Below are 16,539 nucleotides of genomic sequence, written 5' to 3' on the forward strand. Positions count from 1 at the left end.
ATACATCCATAGTTACTTTTTATTTTGTAGGTATTGATAAAAGTCTATCACGTTATTAACCCCTTTGTTGTCTTTTTGACCAAGCTTTTGATACGCATCATACGTATAACCGTGATAAAACCAATTAGGCATCGTTTGATATACGGCTTCAAATTTTTCAATCACTTTTTGTTCTTGACTCTTTTTCAGAAAACCTTGCTCAACAAAATCTTGAATGATTGGTGTAATCACATTTTTGTCCGGCAAATGTTTTAACAAGAGTAACACTTCAGTCACAAACTGACTGACATGTAAGCCCAATACACGCGAATCATCAATATGAGACAAAAACCAGTCCATAAGCTCATATTGTAGCGCCTCTTCAATGCCAAAAAATGTATCCTCGTAGGCGAGTAACTCCGCTTTAGTTTTAGGCATATAATAGATCGCATGCGAAATATAATCCACTAATTCCATATCTTCAAGTTGTATACCTGTACTTACAATCAACCCATTGACGACACGATAGGCTTTAAAATCAGGATTCACCAGATGAATATCATTTAACCATTTTTCTATTTTAATCAATTGCATTTGCTCGCCTAAATACGTTTCATATATGACTTGTAATTGTTTCAAGGTCAGTACGCCATATAAATTCGCACTTGCAGTCACCATACGGTAGGCTTCCGCTATTTTTCTAAATGCACTGTTTTTCTGTATCACATTTAAAACAAGGTCTACAATTTCATCAGGAACGATGACTTCAACCTCAGCCTCAGGATCAGGTGAGAGTCGACGTTTGAACATAAGGAATGTATCAGGGACCTCAATTGCTGTGATGACCCCTCTTTGAATCAGATCGATATCTGCCGCGATGAAAAGCAATAGCTTTTGTAAATCCGACATTTTCATCATTTCCTCATAGATATATTCCGGCGTCACCAACTCAAGAATAAAGTGCTCTAACATTTCTGCCTTGTTCATACTGGAATAACCTTTAATGCCATGTTTTTTACACAATGCTTTAATATCTTTAATCTTATAATTGTTCATAAGCGTTACGATCGACGTCTCACTAAACACTTCAGATTGATCAAATGAAAAGTCAGTCCACTCTAGTGGGAAGTCCATCGAACCATTTTCTATTTCGTCATCTTTATACGTCATTTTGAACACCTCTCCACGATATCCATTTACCTTTATTGTATCGTGGAATGCATCATTTGTTAAATCATTTCTGAATCGCTCATCGCTTCGATTTAGGATTCAGCGCATCTTTTAATCCTTCTCCGATAAAGTTAATACATAAAATCGTAGTCGTAATCACCAAAGCAGGTGGCATCCAGATCCACGGCTTCCCTCTTAAAATATCGCCTTCTTGTGCATCTGTCAGCATATTCCCCCAGGTTGGAACACTTTTACTAATTCCGAAGCCAAGAAAACTTAATCCCGCTTCAGCCACAATTTGAACCGCAAACACTAAAGTCGCTTGTACAATGATGACACTTAAAATATTTGGGAATAAATGTTTGAACAAAATTTTATGCACAGGTGTACCAATTGATTTTGCTGCTAAAAAGTACTCATTCTCTTTTTCCTGCATGACTTTCCCTCTGACAATCCGGGCAATCCCTACCCAAGACAGTGCGATCAACACGGCCCCTAATACAATCGCTGACCCGTATTGATTTTCAATTTTGCCGCTAAATGTCGCATTTAATACCACTGCAAACGGAATAAATGGAAAGAGCATTACAAATTCTGTAAAACGCATTAAAATCGTATCAACCCAGCCCCCGTAATAACCAGAAATCATACCGATTAAAATACCAATTGTCATTAAACCAATAGATGTAAAAAACCCAAACAATAATGAGACACGTCCAGCGTATAATAAGCGACTTAAAATATCACGGCCTCCTGAATCTGTCCCTAACCAATGTTCCGCTGACATATCCCCTTTGATTAACACTAAGTTTTGTAAGTTGGGATCATACGGTGCAAGCAATGGCGCTAAAAATGAAATGACCGCAATCAATGCTAAAATCAGCGTTGCAACCAGAGCGGGTTTGTTTTTAAGAAATTTTTTCCGTGCGATAGTTAATGGCGATTGACTTTTTAGTTTTTTAACTTTTTCCATATTGAACCCCTCCTTAGTTACTCTTTATTCTCGGATCAACAATGCTATACGTAATATCCGATATTAAATTTGCAAGTAGTCCTAAAAAAGAGAAGAACAATAATAACGCCATCATCAATGGATAATCTTTACCGCTGATGGACTCAATCAGTAACTTTCCAATTCCTGGATAAGAAAAAATCGTTTCTGTAATGACTGCACCGCCAAAGACAGACAGAACATCCGCGCCAAAAAAAGTCACGATAGGAATAATTGAATTTCTTAAAATATGTTTATTGTAAATTTTAGATTCGGATAAACCTTTTGCACGGGCTGTCCGAATATAGTCTTTGCGCGCATTTTCAATAATATCGTTTCTTAAAAATTGAACGTAGCTCGCAGTAGACAATAGACCGAGCACTGTCGCCGGTAAAATCACATGATACACTTTACTCACATAATAGGCGAACGTCCCTGGCTCTAATCCGATGGCCACAGAACCTGAAAATGGGAACAACCCTAATTGAAATGCAAAAATATAGATGGCAAAAACACCGGCCACAAACGACGGAATCGCTAACATTAAGTAGTTCAAAAATTGAATGCTGTAATCGTATAGACTATATGGCTTTCGACCTGACAATATCCCTAAAGGAAAAGCGATTAAATATGTAATCACTAAACTCATCACACCGAGTAAAATCGTATTCGGCATACGTTCCTTTACTAAATCCATTACAGGACGTTTATACCGAATCGAATCTCCTAAATCACCTTGTACAACACGTTGACCCCATTTCAAATATTGTACAGGGAGCGGATCGTTTAGTCCTAATTTCTCACGTTCTTGCTCATAATACTTCGCCCCAGCTTTAGGATCCATGTTGCCTGTAAATGCATCACCTGGCTGCAACTTGGCTACAGTAAAAATCACAATTGACATTAATAAAAGCATCGGAATCATCAATAAAAAACGTCTTATAATTAATGTTGTCATTTTGTCATTCCTCCATTTTCTAATAAAATACAAGCTGCATAATGGTTGTCACTCACTTCTACTGACGGTGGTTTGATTTCTGCACATTGTGCTTTCGCAACCGGACACCGCGTATGGAATGGACACCCTTTTGGAGGATCACTCGGTGAAGGCAAGTCGCCTTCCAACAGAATTCTCTTTTTGCGATTTTTAGGATGAATCTCAGGGATCGCTGAAATCAAAGATTGCGTATAAGGATGCTTCGGATTTTGATAAATCTCTTCAGCTGGCCCTTGTTCTAATATATGGCCTAAATACATCACACAAATATAATCACTGACATGTTTGACCACACTCAAGTCATGCGCAATGAAGAGATAGCTCAATCCAAATTCTTCTTGTAAGTCAGCCATCATGTTTAAAACTTGAGATTGCACAGACACATCCAGTGCACTGACCGGTTCGTCAGCAATAATCAGTTTAGGCTTAAGTGCTAATGCACGCGCAATACCGACCCGTTGCCGTTGTCCGCCTGAAAATTCATGTGCATATTTATAATAATCAGCTTCGTTTAAACCCACACGATGGAGCAGTTCCTTCACTTCATCTTCAATTTCTTTTTGCTTTTTATTGTAATAATTTCGTATCGGTTCCCCAACAATGTCGCCAATCATTTGCATCGGATTCAATGATGCATACGGATCTTGGAACACCATTTGAAACCCTTTTCTCGCTTCTCGTAAAGCTTTGCCTTTTAACTTTGTCAAATCTTGACCACAAAAAATAATTTCTCCCTCATCCGCCTTTTGTAAGCATAAAATACTACGCCCTGCCGATGATTTTCCACATCCGGATTCTCCAACGAGACCTACCGTTTGACCAGCCTTAATTGTAAAGGAAATGCCGTCTACCGCTTTAACCTCTCCAATTTTCCGTTGAAAGACGCCGCCTCTGATGGGATAATACTGTTTTAAATTTTTAACTTCTAATACATTTTCACTCATCATCCACTTCCCCCTTCAGTTGAACCTCATCTTGATATAAATGGCAAAACACTTGATGATCCTTATCGATTTGTGTCGCAGAAGTATTTTGTTCAAGACATATAGGCATCGCATGCGGACATCTATTCGCAAAGCGACAGCCCACCTGAGGCAACGCCTTTAAACTCGGTACTGAACCTTGTATCGTCTCAAGCTTATCTTGTTTCACATCCAATCTTGGAATCGCTTTTAAAAGCAATTTCGTATACGGATGTTTCGGATGATTAAAAATCTCATCTACCGGTGCCGTTTCAACAATTTCACCTGCATACATAACCGCCACGCGATCACAAATTTCTGAAATCACACCCAAATCATGTGAAATAAAAATCACACCCATTTTCGTTTTTTCCTGTATGTCCTTCAACAGTTCTAAAATTTGCGCTTGAACCGTCACATCCAGTGCCGTCGTTGGCTCATCTGCAATCAATAATTTCGGTGAACAAGAGATCGCCATCGCAATCATCACGCGTTGACGCATCCCTCCTGATAATTGATGGGGATACTCATTAATGACTTTATCAGGACGTGGTATTCCGACCTCCTTCAACAATTGAATCGCCTTTAGCTGTGCGTCGTTTTTAGAAATTTTTAAGTGGAGTTGCATCATTTCCATTAATTGATTCCCAATCGTAAAAACGGGGTTTAAGGACGTCATCGGTTCTTGGAAAATCATTGCAATTTCTTTCCCTCTCACTTGATTCACCTTATCATGACTCAAATTGTCGATCCGCATCCCTTTATATTTCACTTCTCCAGATTCAATCGTCGCCACCTTATCAGGTAACAGATTTAAAATGGATAAACTTAATACAGATTTACCAGAGCCTGATTCTCCTACGACACCTAATATTTCTCCCTCTTGTACTTCTAAATGAATATCAGAAATTGCGTCATATTGTTGACCTTCTATAGTAAATGTTGTTGTTAAGTGGTTGACTTCTAACAATTGATTTTGTTCCATTGTTTCACCCCTATGCCTATTTAAAAGATAAAATCATTTGCTCAACTTCATATGATTTTTAATTTCCCACTACATTTTCTTTTAAATATAAGAAAAGGGGAAGGACGTTATCCGTCACTCATCCCTTTCCTCATTGATATTTACGCTACTCTTATTTTTCGTCCACTGCCCATTCGTAAATTGGGTTCGTTCCTTTAAGTGAGACTTCAAAGTTTTTCACTTTTTTATTCACAACGACAACGTCACGCAATTCCACAACCGGAATAACCGGTACGTCTTCTGCCATGATTTTTTGCCACTCTAAATATTTTTCTTTACGTTTCTCGTTACTCTCTCCAACAACTTTTGTATCCACTGCATCTTTTAAAATTTGATCTGCTTTAGGATTGTTATAACGTGATTCATTCCATAAAGCTGTTGATTCATATAAGCCAGATGGATCTGGATCCGCACCTTGTTGCCATGTACGGAAATAAACTTCCATATCTTTTGAAGCATTTTCTAAATCATTCGAATACTTACCAAACTCTTCTAACTCTACTTTTGTTTTCAATCCTACTTTTTCCCAATATCCTTTAATCGCCGCTGTACGTGGTTCGAATGTTGGGTTAGAACCTGCATAGTGTTTTAAATTCACTACAAATGGTTTGCCGTCTGGATCTTCGCGGAAGCCGTCGCCATCTTTATCTTTATAGCCTGCTTCATCCAATAATTTTTTCGCTTTCTCAACATCATAATCGTATGACTTCACATCACCTTTTTTAGCACCACTCCAATGTGCAGAAGGGATCAATCCATTTAATGGTTGACCATATCCGTAGTAAAAGGCGTCAATCCATTCTTTACGGTTAATCGCGTAAGCCATCGCTTGACGTAATTTTTTATTTTGATATTTCGGTCTTTCTTTCCCGATTGTTTGTGTTTTCTTATCATAATCATTTAATACAAAACCAATAATGGCATAAGTTGTTGACGGTGATTCAAGAAGTTGTAGATTATCTGAACCGCTATCTTTAATTTCTTTCGCGATCGGCGCTGTAATCGTAGCCATGTCAATGTCACCTTTTTCAAGCGCTTGTGTCATGGACGTTTGTTCAACGACACGGAGATTAATCTTGTCAATTTTAGGTTCTCCTTGCCAATAGTCTTTATTTTTGACCAATTCTACAGACTCTCCATCAACGATATTTTTCACTTTATATGGCCCAATACCGATTGGATTTTTACGTACGGCATCAGATTTTGCCATATCTTTAACTGGAATGTCTTTAAAGATTTTTTCGCTGATCGGCGCAGATGTCCATAACTCTAATAAATTATTGGCTTTATGATCTTTAAATGTCAGTTCCGCCGTGTAATCATCTATTTTTTTAATGCCACTAATATGATCAGCTTGACCCTTATGTTTTTCTTCTGCCCCTTTAACAATCTCTACACCATTGTATCGTGGCCCATCATAATCAGGATCGGCTAATGTTTCTAATGTAAAAATCCAGTCATTTATTGTAAATGGGTTGCCATCCTGCCATTTGATTCCTTTTTTAACTTTGAAAGTGTAAGTTAAATCATTATCTTTATGTGCTTCCCATGATAAAATTTTAGGTTTAATTTTCAAATCATCATCCAAATCAATGAGTGAATCGTTAAAGTAACCAATCACATCTGAATCGTCAGTACTCCCCGCAAAAATAGATTGGAAATTTCCTTGTGGTGCACCAGCTAACCCCACTGTCAGCGTGCCCCCCTTAGCATCACTTTTTTCAGTCTTTCCAGATTCATTTTTAGTGTTATTTCCGCCCTTTCCACATGCCGAAAGTACCAGTACAATGCACAGCGTCAAAAACAATACATAACGATAAGACTTTCTCATTCATTTTCCTCCTTTAATAAAATAGTTTAAAACCCTTTCTCCTATTATCGTATTTTTCTAAATTTTTTGTCAACAAAAATTTTAGAATTCACAAATAATTCTTCATATTCTTAATAAAAACGCATCATTTTTGATCTTTTTTTAACATAGCAGGGTCATACTTTATGCATTTAGAACGTTAAAATGGACTGAAACACTATGTTCCAGCCCATTAATTTTATTATTGATGTTTTCAGATCTAATCTATGAAGATACTATAATGTGTCGTATGTTTGACGCGTTGTAGATCCACTGCTTGCATAAAAGCGTAAATCTATCTCGCTGATGCGTGCTTTCAACGACCGTTAATGTTTTGACTTAGGATTTAATGCATCTTTCAATCCTTCACCGATGAAGTTAATACATAAAATCGTGATGGTAATAATCAATGCAGGTGGCATCCATATCCACGGCTTGCTTCTTAAAATATCGCCTTCTTGTGCATCGGTCAACATATTCCCCCATGTTGGAATGTCTTTCGTGATCCCAAAGCCGAGGAAACTCAGACCCGCTTCTGCCACAATTTGAACAGCAAAAACAAGTGTTGCCTGTACAATAATCACACTCAAAATATTCGGTAGTAAGTGTTTGATTAAGATTTTATAGACAGGCGTACCAATTGACAATGCCGCTAAAAAGTACTCGTTCTCTTTTTCTTGCATAACTTTTCCTCTTACCATACGGGCAATCCCTACCCAAGATAACAAAATCAGCACGAGACCTAATACGATGGCTGAACCATATTTGTTTTCAATATTATGTGCAAAAGTCGCATTCAATACGACTGCAAATGGAATGAATGGGAATAGCATGACAAATTCTGTAAAACGCATTAAAACCGTATCCACCCAACCGCCATAATAACCGGAAATCATACCGATGATAATGCCGATTACCATTAATCCGATTGAGGTAAAAAGACCAAATGATAAGGAAACACGTCCAGAATAAAGTAAACGACTGAGTATATCACGTCCGCCTGAATCTGTACCTAACCAATGTTCAGGTGACATATTCCCTTTAATCAAGACGAGATTTTGAACATTCGGATCATAAGGTGCAATCAATGGCGCCAAAAATGAAATGATGACAATCATTCCTAAAATGGCTGATGCACTCATTGCCAATTTGTTCTTTAAAAATTTTTTTCGTGCGATTTGTAACGGTGACTTACTTTTATTAACCTGTGCTTTTTCCATCGTCTTCCCCCTAGTTGCTCTTGATTCTTGGGTCTACAATACTGTATGTCACATCAGAAATTAGATTGGCTAATAACCCTAAGAAAGAAAAGAATAATAGTAAAGCCATCATTAATGGATAATCTTTGCCTACAATTGAATCAATCAACAGTTTACCTATACCAGGGAATGAAAAAATACTTTCGGTAATCACAGCACCACCAAATATTGACAGCACATCGGATCCAAAAAATGTCACAATAGGGATAATTGAATTTCTAAGGATATGTTTATTATAAATTTTCGATTCAGATAATCCTTTTGCGCGTGCTGTACGAATATAGTCTTTACGTGCATTTTCAATAATATCATTTCTCAAAAATTGTATATATCCTGCGGTCGAAAGGAGTCCTAAGACCGTTCCCGGCAAAATCGCATGATACAGTTTGCTTATATAGTATTCCAACGAGCCAGGCGTCAATCCGATTTCAACTGAACCTGAAAACGGGAAAATCCCCATTTGAAATGCAAAAGCATAAATGGCAAAGACACCTGCGACAAAGGACGGAATAGCCAACATTAAATAGTTGAGTAATTGGATGCTGTAGTCATAAAGGCTATAAGGTTTTCGTCCTGCCAATATCCCTAGTGGAAATGCCAGTAAATATGTGATGACGAGACTGACGACACCCAATAACACCGTGTTAGGCATTCTTTCTTTAATCAAGTCAAAAACCGGTCGTTTATATCGAATTGATTCTCCTAATTCGCCATGTACGACACGCTCACTCCATTTTAAATATTGCACCGGGATAGGATCATTTAAACCGAGTTTCTCGCGTTGGGCTTCGTAGTATTTCACACCTAATTTAGGATTCATATTACCCGTAAAAGCATCCCCCGGCTGTAATTTAGCAATCGTAAAAATAACAATGGACATCAAAATCAACATCGGAATCATTAATAAAAAACGACGAATCACCAATGCTATCATGATGACACCTCCCCATCTTCTAACAATAAACAAGCGGCAAGATGTTCTTCACCAACTTGAACAGCTTTCGGTTTTTGTTTGGCACACCTTGCTTCCGCTACTGGACAACGTGTATGGAATGGACAACCTACAGGCGGATGACTTGGAGAAGGTAAGTCCCCTTCTAATAAAATACGTTGGCGTCGTTTAGTCGGATCGATTTCAGGAATGGCAGAAATTAATGATTGTGTATAAGGATGTTGCGGGTTTTCATAAATCACATTCGCAGGTCCTTGTTCTAAAATGTGCCCTAAGTACATCACACAAATATAGTCACTTACATGTTTAACAACGCTTAAATCATGTGCAATGAACAAATAACTGAGGCCCATGTCACGCTGTAATTCCCCCATAATATTGAGCACTTGTGATTGTACAGAGACATCGAGCGCACTCACAGGTTCATCGGCGATAATCAGTTGTGGTTTTAAGGCAAGGGCACGTGCAATTCCAACACGTTGACGTTGTCCACCCGAAAATTCATGCGCATATTTATAGTAATCTGTGTCATTCAATCCCACTTTTTTCAATAATTGCTGCACTTCTTCTTTAATCTCCGACTGCTTTTTATGGTAATAATTTCGAATCGGTTCACCGACAATATCACCAATCATTTGCATTGGATTCAGTGACGCATATGGATCTTGAAACACCATTTGAAATCCTTTTCTCGCTTCCCTCAATGCTTTCCCTTTTAGTTTTGTCAGATCTTGTCCGCAAAATATAATTTCACCCGCTGTTGCTTTTTGTAAGCATAAAATAGAGCGTCCTGCTGATGATTTGCCACATCCTGATTCACCAACAAGCCCGACAGTCTGTCCTTTTTTTATCTTAAAAGAAATGTCGTCAACGGCTTTCACCTCTCCCACTTTCCTTTTAAAGATGCCTGCTCTTATCGGATAATACTGCTTCAAATGATTTACCTCTAAAATATAGGGTTGTGTCATAGTTGGACCCCCTCTTTCAATGACTCATCTTGTTGATAAAGATGACAAAGCACTTGATGTTGATGATTAAAATAGCGATTTTCAGGACGTTGTGACTGACAAACAGACATTGCATATGGACATCGATTCTCAAAACGACAGCCGTTTTTAGGAAGTTCTTGCAAACTCGGAACCATGCCACGAATGGTCTCTAATTTTTCCTGTTTTTGATCTAATCTTGGAATCGCTTTGAGTAACAATTGCGTATAAGGGTGCTTAGGTTGACTGAAAATCTCCTCGACATTTGCTGTTTCCACAATTTCTCCAGCATACATGACTGCCACACGATCACAAATCTCTGCGATGACCCCTAAATCATGAGAAATAAAAATGATACTCATCTCTATATTTTTTTGAATGTCCTTCAACAATTCGAGTATTTGTGCTTGTACTGTCACATCTAAAGCCGTTGTCGGCTCATCTGCAATCAACAACGACGGTGAACAAGAAATCGCCATCGCAATCATCACACGTTGTCGCATCCCACCTGAGAGTTGATGTGGATATTCCTTCATGACTTTATTTGCCCTTGGAATCCCAACTTTTTCCAACAATGACACTGCTTGTGTTTTCGCCTCGGCTTTAGATAGTTTTAAATGTAAAATTAACATTTCCATCAATTGATCACCAATCGTGAAGACCGGATTTAATGATGTCATCGGCTCCTGGAAAATCATCGCAATTTCTTTTCCTCTCACCTGATTCATTTGTTGATTATCATATTGGTCAATCTGTGTACCGCGATACCACACTTCTCCAGAGGCAAAGTTTGCAATTTTTTCTGGTAAGAGTTTCAAAATAGAAAGGCTTAACACGGATTTCCCTGAACCTGACTCTCCAACAATCCCTAAAATCTCACCTTTTTTTACTTTTAAATTGATATGCGAAATCGCTTCATAATGTTGTCCCTCAATATCAAATGTCGTGGTTAAGTTATTGATTTCTAATAAATGCGTGCTTTCCATAAAATCCTCCATTTCCAATACACATTCATATCCTATTCCTACATCGTTTTATATCGATTCAGAATAAAAGAAAAGGGAAGAGACGATATGGCCTCATTCCCTTTCTCAGTTCATGATGTTATTTTTTATCTTCAACCGACCATTGATACATTGGGTTTGAACCTTTCAATGATACTTCATAATTTTTCACTCTTTGACCTACTGCTGTGGTATCTGTAAATTCAGCGATTGGAATAACAGGTAAATCCTCAGCCATGATTTTTTGCCATTCTATATATTTTTCTTTTCGTTTGTTCACATCATCGCCTACAATCTGACTATCCACAGCTTCTTCTAACAATTTGTCCGCTTTTGGATTGTTATAACGTGACTCATTCCACAATGCTGTCGATTTATATAAATCAGATGGATCTGGGTCAGCCCCTTGTTGCCATGAGCGGAAATACACTTCTATGTCTTTTGAAGCATTCTCTAAGTCTTCACCATATTTTCCAAATTCTTCCATTTCAACTTTTGTTTTTAAACCTACTTTTTCCCAATAGCCTTTTAATGCTGCTGTACGCGGTTCAAATGTTGGATTAGAACCGGAATAATGTTTTAATTTCACTACAAATGGCTTACCATCTGGATCTTCACGGAAGCCGTCTCCATCTTTATCTTTATAACCCGCTTCATCCAATAATTTTTTTGCTTTCTCAACATTATATTCGTACTCTTTAATGTCCCCTTTTTTCGCACCACTCCAATGTTGAGATGGGATTAAGCCAATAAGTGGTTTAGCATAACCGTTAAAGAATGCGTCAATCCATTCTTTACGATTAATCGCATAGGCCATCGCTTGACGTAATTTTTTATTTTGATATTTAGGGCGTGCTTCACCGATCTTTTGCGCTTTTTTATCATAATCATTTAATACGAACCCAATAATCGCATAAGATGTTGAAGGTGCTTCAAGTATTTTAACTTTTTCTGACTTTGAATCTTTAATTTCTTTTGCAATCGGTGCCGTTACATCTGCCATATCAATTTCACCTTTTTCAAGTGCTTGTGCCATTGAAGTCTGTTCAACGACGCGCAAATTGATTTTGTCGATGTTCGGCTCCCCTTGCCAATAATCTTTATTCTTAACCAGTTCAACAGATTCACCGTCTACGATATTTTTCACAATAAATGGACCAATACCGATAGGATGTTTACGTACTGCATCTGATTTTGCCATGTCTTTAATTGGAATGTCTTTAAAAATCTTTTCACTGATGACTGCTGACGTCCATAGCGCAAGTAAGTTGTTCGCTCTATGCGCTTTAAATGTCAACTCTACTGTATAATCGTCAATTTTTTTAAGGCCGCTAATCGTTTTAGCTTTACCGTTATGTTTTTCTTCTGCCCCTTTAATGACTTCTGCACCACTGTATCTCGGTCCTTCATAATCTGGATCTGCAATCGTCTCAAGCGTAAAAATCCAGTCGTTAATTGTGAATGGATTACCGTCATGCCACTTGATTCCTTTTTTCATTTTGAAAGTATATTTCAAATCATCATCTTTACTTTTTTCCCAAGATAGAATTTTAGGCTTTAAGTTTAAATGGTCATCCATCTCTGTTAAACCATCGTTAAAAAATCCTACTACACCTGAATCCGTTGTCGAAGAAGCGAAAATATCTTGAAAGTTCCCTTCCGGTGCTTCTGGAATCCCAACATTTAAAGTACCACCCTTAGCATTACTTTTTTCTGTTTTATTATGCTCATCTGCCGTTTTCGAATTATTTTTCCCACATGCCGATAGAACTAAAGCGACACATACCATGAAAGTGATGACATAACGCCAACTCTGTTTCATTGACATTCCTCCTTGTTTTTACATATGATGTATTCTCATTATTATATTATTCTGAATACTTTGTCAACAACTAAATTTGAAGATAAACCATGTTTTATTTGTAATTTAAAACAAATCGCATAGTATGTCTTAAAACGTGACTTTTATGTCGTATTTTCACCTTTTAAATCTGCTGCTTGTGTCATCTAAATCAGATCTCATCCATGCCAACGGACGATGAATCCAAGCGCACCCAAAAGAGGCTAGACTATGATTCAATCGAATCATAGCCTAGCCTCTAACAATGTCATATCATTTAAAGTCAAAAGAGGGAAATATAGTCATGTCCTATTTTAGCATTTAGCCCACGGGTGTTAGGGGGGTAACTCCTGTGAAGCCAACGTACGCATAAGCTTGTTCAACCGCCTCGTCTGTTGGTGGTTCAACATCTGTCAATGTGTAAGGTACGCCCAAGGCCTTCCATTTGTGTACACCGAGTTGATGATAAGGTAAAATCTCGAATTTTTCGACATTACCGAGTTGATTGATAAATGTACCCAAGGCTTTCAAGTCTTCGGGGGCATCGGTCAGACCTGGCACGAGCACATGTCTAATCCATATCGGTTGGCCTTTGTCTGCTAAATATTGAATATAATTTAATATATGAGTATTAGATTTTCCAGTTAACTGTTGATGTTTTTCATCATTCATATGTTTAATATCTACCATTAATAAATCCGTATGTTCTATTAATTGATCAAAATGTCTTTTAAACGCTTCTGTTTCATTTGCACAGCCAAGTGAAGTATCAATACACGTGTGAATGCCTCGTGTATGCAACTTTTCAAATAATTTTTCAATGAATGGCATTTGCAAGAGGGGTTCCCCGCCACTGACGGTTACGCCCCCTCCCGATGCCTGAAAATATGGGAGATAAGGTACAATTTCATCCACGAGTTCATCCACAGTTGCGACCCGTGAGGGTGTATGAATTTCCCATGTATCTGGATTATGACAATACTGACATCTCAACAAACAACCTTGTGTAAAGATAATGTAGCGTAAGCCTGGTCCATCTACTGTCCCTAAACTTTCTATTGAATGAATATGTCCTTTAATCATTGCGCTCCCCCATTTGTTACAGTTCAATTTAAGTCTTTTTATATGTCCTCGTTATCTCTTACATCGATTCATGGAAAGTACGAGAAATGACATCAAGTTGTTGCTCGCGTGTTAATTTAATAAAGTTTACGGCATAACCTGATACACGCACAGTTAATTGTGGGTATTCTTCAGGATGTTCCATTGCATCTAATAATGTTTCGCGGTTGAACACGTTAATATTCAAGTGGTGACCGTGTTGTAAAGCGTATCCGTCTAGAATACTCACTAAGTTTTGCTCTTGTGTTTGTTCTTCTTTACCAAGTGATTTTGGCACGATGCTAAATGTATTTGAAATTCCATCTTTACAGCAATCGTAAGGTAATTTCGCAACAGATGATAATGAAGCGAGGGCACCATTTTCATCACGACCATGCATTGGGTTCGCACCTGGTGCAAATGGTTCACCTGCTTTACGTCCATCTGGTGTGTTACCTGTTTTCTTACCGTAAACAACGTTTGAAGTAATTGTCAACACACTCATTGTATGTTCAGAATCACGGTAAGTTTGATGTTTACGTAACTTTCTCATAAAGCTTTCAACAAGTTGTACTGCGATTTCATCAACGCGTTCGTCATTATTACCATATTTTGGATAATCTCCAGTTGTTTCAAAATCCACAACTAGACCATTCTCATCACGAATTGTACGAACTTGACCATATTTAATAGCCGAAAGTGAGTCAGCCGCTACTGAAAGACCTGCAATACCTGTTGCCATCGTGCGATGTACATCTGTATCATGCAATGCCATTTCGATGCGTTCGTAGCTGTATTTATCGTGCATGTAGTGGATGACATTTAAAGAGTTGATATAAACGCCTGCAAGCCACTCCATCATTTCATCAAATTGACGATAAACTTCATCATAATCTAAAATTTCTGATTCGATCGGTGCAAAGTTAGGTGCGATTTGAGCACCAGATTTTTCATCTTTACCGCCATTAATCGCATATAATAATGTTTTGGCTAAGTTTGCACGTGCACCGAAAAATTGCATTTGTTTACCAATGCGCATTGCAGAAACACAACATGCAATACCGTAGTCATCGCCATAACTTTCACGCATTAAATCATCATTTTCATACTGAATTGAGCTTGTTTTAATACTCATTTTTGTACAATAACGTTTAAAGTTTTCCGGTAAACGTGTAGACCATAGTACTGTTAAGTTTGGTTCTGGTGCAGGACCTAAGTTGTCTAATGAATGTAAGAAACGGAATGAGTTTTTCGTTACCATTGGACGTCCATCAATACCAACACCACCGATTGATTCAGTTACCCAAGTTGGGTCACCAGAAAAGAGTGCATTATAATCCGGTGTACGCGCAAATTTAACTAAACGCAATTTCATAATAAAGTGGTCAATGATTTCTTGAACTTCCGTTTCTGTAATCGTACCCGCTTCTAAGTCACGTTCTGCGTAAATATCTAAGAATGTTGACGTACGACCTAAGCTCATCGCTGCCCCGTTTTGCTCTTTAATTGCTGCAAGGTAAGCGAGGTATAACCATTGAACCGCTTCTTTAAAGTTTTCAGCTGGTCGACTTAAATCAAAACCGTAACGTTCCCCTAATTGCTTTAATTCTTTTAATGCGCGATACTGTTCTGAAACTTCTTCACGCAAACGAATGATATCTTCTGTCATCGTTGCAGATAAGTCATTGAAGTCTCTTTGTTTCTCTTCCATTAAGAAATCGATACCGTACAACGCAACACGACGATAGTCCCCAATAATACGACCGCGTCCATAGGCATCTGGTAAACCTGTAATAATACCCGCTTTACGACAAGCTAACATTTCTTTTGAGTATGCATCGAACACACCTTGGTTATGCGTTTTACGATATTCAGTAAAGATATGTTCTGTTTCCTTGTCCAATTCATAGCCATACGCTTCACATGCTGCTTTAGCCATACGAATACCACCAAATGGTTGCATCGAACGTTTGAATGGTTTATCCGTTTGGACACCAACAATTTTTTCTAATGATTGATCTAAGTAACCTGCATCATGAGATAAAATTGTTGATGGGACTTTCGTATCCATGTCCCAAACGCCACCACGATCACGTTCTTCTTTCGATAAAGCCATCACTTGTTCCCACAATTTCGAAGTGGCTTCTGTCGGTCCAGCTAAAAAGCTATCATCGCCTTGATAACCTGTAAAGTTTAGCTGGATAAATTCACGAACATCTACATGACGTGTCCAACGTCCAGTTTTAAAACCTTCCCATGCATTGTGTGTTGTCTGAGTGTCTTTAATCATAAGTTTACCTCCAATTAGGTTTTTGTTCATCTTTTCACAATTCAGTATATCAAATGTTGTGAATGATATCACTTAAAACTGAAAACGTTTTATGAAACGTCACTTTTTCGAACTAATTTGTATATAAATCTGTCA

Annotated in this window: 13 protein-coding genes; all 13 read right to left on the reverse strand. The window is 38.0% G+C overall.

All coding sequences use genetic code 11. The features are described 5' to 3' along the window. Positions 1 to 12: 12 nt before the first annotated feature. The 13 genes from B5P37_RS04165 to pflB all read right to left on the reverse strand — a co-directional run bounded on the left by B5P37_RS04165 (position 13) and on the right by pflB (position 16,404). Complete coding sequence (locus B5P37_RS04165) at positions 13 to 1,149, reverse strand: Rho termination factor N-terminal domain-containing protein (RefSeq protein ID WP_085237043.1); 1,137 nt, start codon at positions 1,147 to 1,149, stop codon at positions 13 to 15. 79 nt (positions 1,150 to 1,228) lie between these two features. Beyond that, positions 1,229 to 2,122 (reverse strand): oligopeptide ABC transporter permease, encoded by an 894-nt coding sequence (gene opp4C, locus B5P37_RS04170; RefSeq protein ID WP_085237044.1) that lies wholly within the window; start codon positions 2,120 to 2,122, stop codon positions 1,229 to 1,231. A gap of 13 nt (positions 2,123 to 2,135) precedes the next feature. Then, positions 2,136 to 3,098: an oligopeptide ABC transporter permease gene (gene opp4B / locus B5P37_RS04175; protein ID WP_085237045.1), complete on the reverse strand. Its 963-nt coding sequence runs from the start codon at positions 3,096 to 3,098 to the stop codon at positions 2,136 to 2,138. Continuing rightward, positions 3,095 to 4,081, reverse strand: a complete 987-nt coding sequence (locus B5P37_RS04180) for an ABC transporter ATP-binding protein (RefSeq protein WP_103322027.1) — start codon at positions 4,079 to 4,081, stop codon at positions 3,095 to 3,097. Before B5P37_RS04180 ends, opp4B (B5P37_RS04175) begins: the two co-directional genes overlap by 4 nt. Next, positions 4,074 to 5,084 (reverse strand): ABC transporter ATP-binding protein, encoded by a 1,011-nt coding sequence (locus B5P37_RS04185; protein WP_085237047.1) that lies wholly within the window; start codon positions 5,082 to 5,084, stop codon positions 4,074 to 4,076. The genes B5P37_RS04180 and B5P37_RS04185 overlap by 8 nt, the downstream gene beginning before the upstream one ends. 151 nt (positions 5,085 to 5,235) lie before the next feature. Further along, the gene (gene opp4A, locus B5P37_RS04190) at positions 5,236 to 6,954 is read right to left on the reverse strand and encodes an oligopeptide ABC transporter substrate-binding protein (protein ID WP_085237048.1); all 1,719 of its coding nucleotides are present in this window, start codon (positions 6,952 to 6,954) and stop codon (positions 5,236 to 5,238) included. Between the two features lie 344 nt (positions 6,955 to 7,298). Beyond that, positions 7,299 to 8,192: an oligopeptide ABC transporter permease gene (gene opp4C, locus B5P37_RS04195; protein WP_085237049.1), complete on the reverse strand. Its 894-nt coding sequence runs from the start codon at positions 8,190 to 8,192 to the stop codon at positions 7,299 to 7,301. 10 nt (positions 8,193 to 8,202) lie between these two features. Further along, positions 8,203 to 9,165 carry an oligopeptide ABC transporter permease gene (gene opp4B, locus B5P37_RS04200; protein ID WP_085237050.1) on the reverse strand — a complete coding sequence of 321 codons (963 nt, stop codon included), beginning with the start codon at positions 9,163 to 9,165 and terminating at the stop codon, positions 8,203 to 8,205. Further along, the gene (locus B5P37_RS04205) at positions 9,162 to 10,151 is read right to left on the reverse strand and encodes an ABC transporter ATP-binding protein (RefSeq protein ID WP_085237051.1); all 990 of its coding nucleotides are present in this window, start codon (positions 10,149 to 10,151) and stop codon (positions 9,162 to 9,164) included. The genes opp4B (B5P37_RS04200) and B5P37_RS04205 overlap by 4 nt, the downstream gene beginning before the upstream one ends. Next, a complete protein-coding gene (locus B5P37_RS04210; RefSeq protein WP_085237052.1) occupies positions 10,148 to 11,155 on the reverse strand; it encodes an ABC transporter ATP-binding protein in 1,008 nt (335 codons plus the stop codon). The genes B5P37_RS04205 and B5P37_RS04210 overlap by 4 nt, the downstream gene beginning before the upstream one ends. Before the next feature lie 118 nt (positions 11,156 to 11,273). Beyond that, positions 11,274 to 12,995, reverse strand: coding sequence for an oligopeptide ABC transporter substrate-binding protein (opp4A, locus tag B5P37_RS04215; protein ID WP_085237053.1), 1,722 nt, complete (start codon positions 12,993 to 12,995; stop codon positions 11,274 to 11,276). Between the two features lie 339 nt (positions 12,996 to 13,334). Further along, complete coding sequence (pflA, locus tag B5P37_RS04220) at positions 13,335 to 14,096, reverse strand: pyruvate formate-lyase-activating protein (RefSeq protein WP_085237054.1); 762 nt, start codon at positions 14,094 to 14,096, stop codon at positions 13,335 to 13,337. 58 nt (positions 14,097 to 14,154) lie between these two features. Then, a complete protein-coding gene (gene pflB / locus B5P37_RS04225) occupies positions 14,155 to 16,404 on the reverse strand; it encodes a formate C-acetyltransferase (protein ID WP_085237055.1) in 2,250 nt (749 codons plus the stop codon). Positions 16,405 to 16,539: the final 135 nt, after the last annotated feature.

This window comes from Staphylococcus lutrae (assembly GCF_002101335.1).
GTDB lineage: Bacteria > Bacillota > Bacilli > Staphylococcales > Staphylococcaceae > Staphylococcus > Staphylococcus lutrae.

What these genes read in the sequence shown, in the direction of transcription:
- B5P37_RS04165 (WP_085237043.1), bottom strand. Translation starts at nt 1,149, where the DNA reads ATGACGTATAAAGATGACGAAATAGAAAATGGTTCGATGGACTTCCCA.
- opp4C (WP_085237044.1), bottom strand. Translation starts at nt 2,122, where the DNA reads ATGGAAAAAGTTAAAAAACTAAAAAGTCAATCGCCATTAACTATCGCA.
- opp4B (WP_085237045.1), bottom strand. Translation starts at nt 3,098, where the DNA reads ATGACAACATTAATTATAAGACGTTTTTTATTGATGATTCCGATGCTT.
- B5P37_RS04180 (WP_103322027.1), bottom strand. Translation starts at nt 4,081, where the DNA reads ATGAGTGAAAATGTATTAGAAGTTAAAAATTTAAAACAGTATTATCCC.
- B5P37_RS04185 (WP_085237047.1), bottom strand. Translation starts at nt 5,084, where the DNA reads ATGGAACAAAATCAATTGTTAGAAGTCAACCACTTAACAACAACATTT.
- opp4A (WP_085237048.1), bottom strand. Translation starts at nt 6,954, where the DNA reads ATGAGAAAGTCTTATCGTTATGTATTGTTTTTGACGCTGTGCATTGTA.
- opp4C (WP_085237049.1), bottom strand. Translation starts at nt 8,192, where the DNA reads ATGGAAAAAGCACAGGTTAATAAAAGTAAGTCACCGTTACAAATCGCA.
- opp4B (WP_085237050.1), bottom strand. Translation starts at nt 9,165, where the DNA reads ATGATAGCATTGGTGATTCGTCGTTTTTTATTAATGATTCCGATGTTG.
- B5P37_RS04205 (WP_085237051.1), bottom strand. Translation starts at nt 10,151, where the DNA reads ATGACACAACCCTATATTTTAGAGGTAAATCATTTGAAGCAGTATTAT.
- B5P37_RS04210 (WP_085237052.1), bottom strand. Translation starts at nt 11,155, where the DNA reads ATGGAAAGCACGCATTTATTAGAAATCAATAACTTAACCACGACATTT.
- opp4A (WP_085237053.1), bottom strand. Translation starts at nt 12,995, where the DNA reads ATGAAACAGAGTTGGCGTTATGTCATCACTTTCATGGTATGTGTCGCT.
- pflA (WP_085237054.1), bottom strand. Translation starts at nt 14,096, where the DNA reads ATGATTAAAGGACATATTCATTCAATAGAAAGTTTAGGGACAGTAGAT.
- pflB (WP_085237055.1), bottom strand. Translation starts at nt 16,404, where the DNA reads ATGATTAAAGACACTCAGACAACACACAATGCATGGGAAGGTTTTAAA.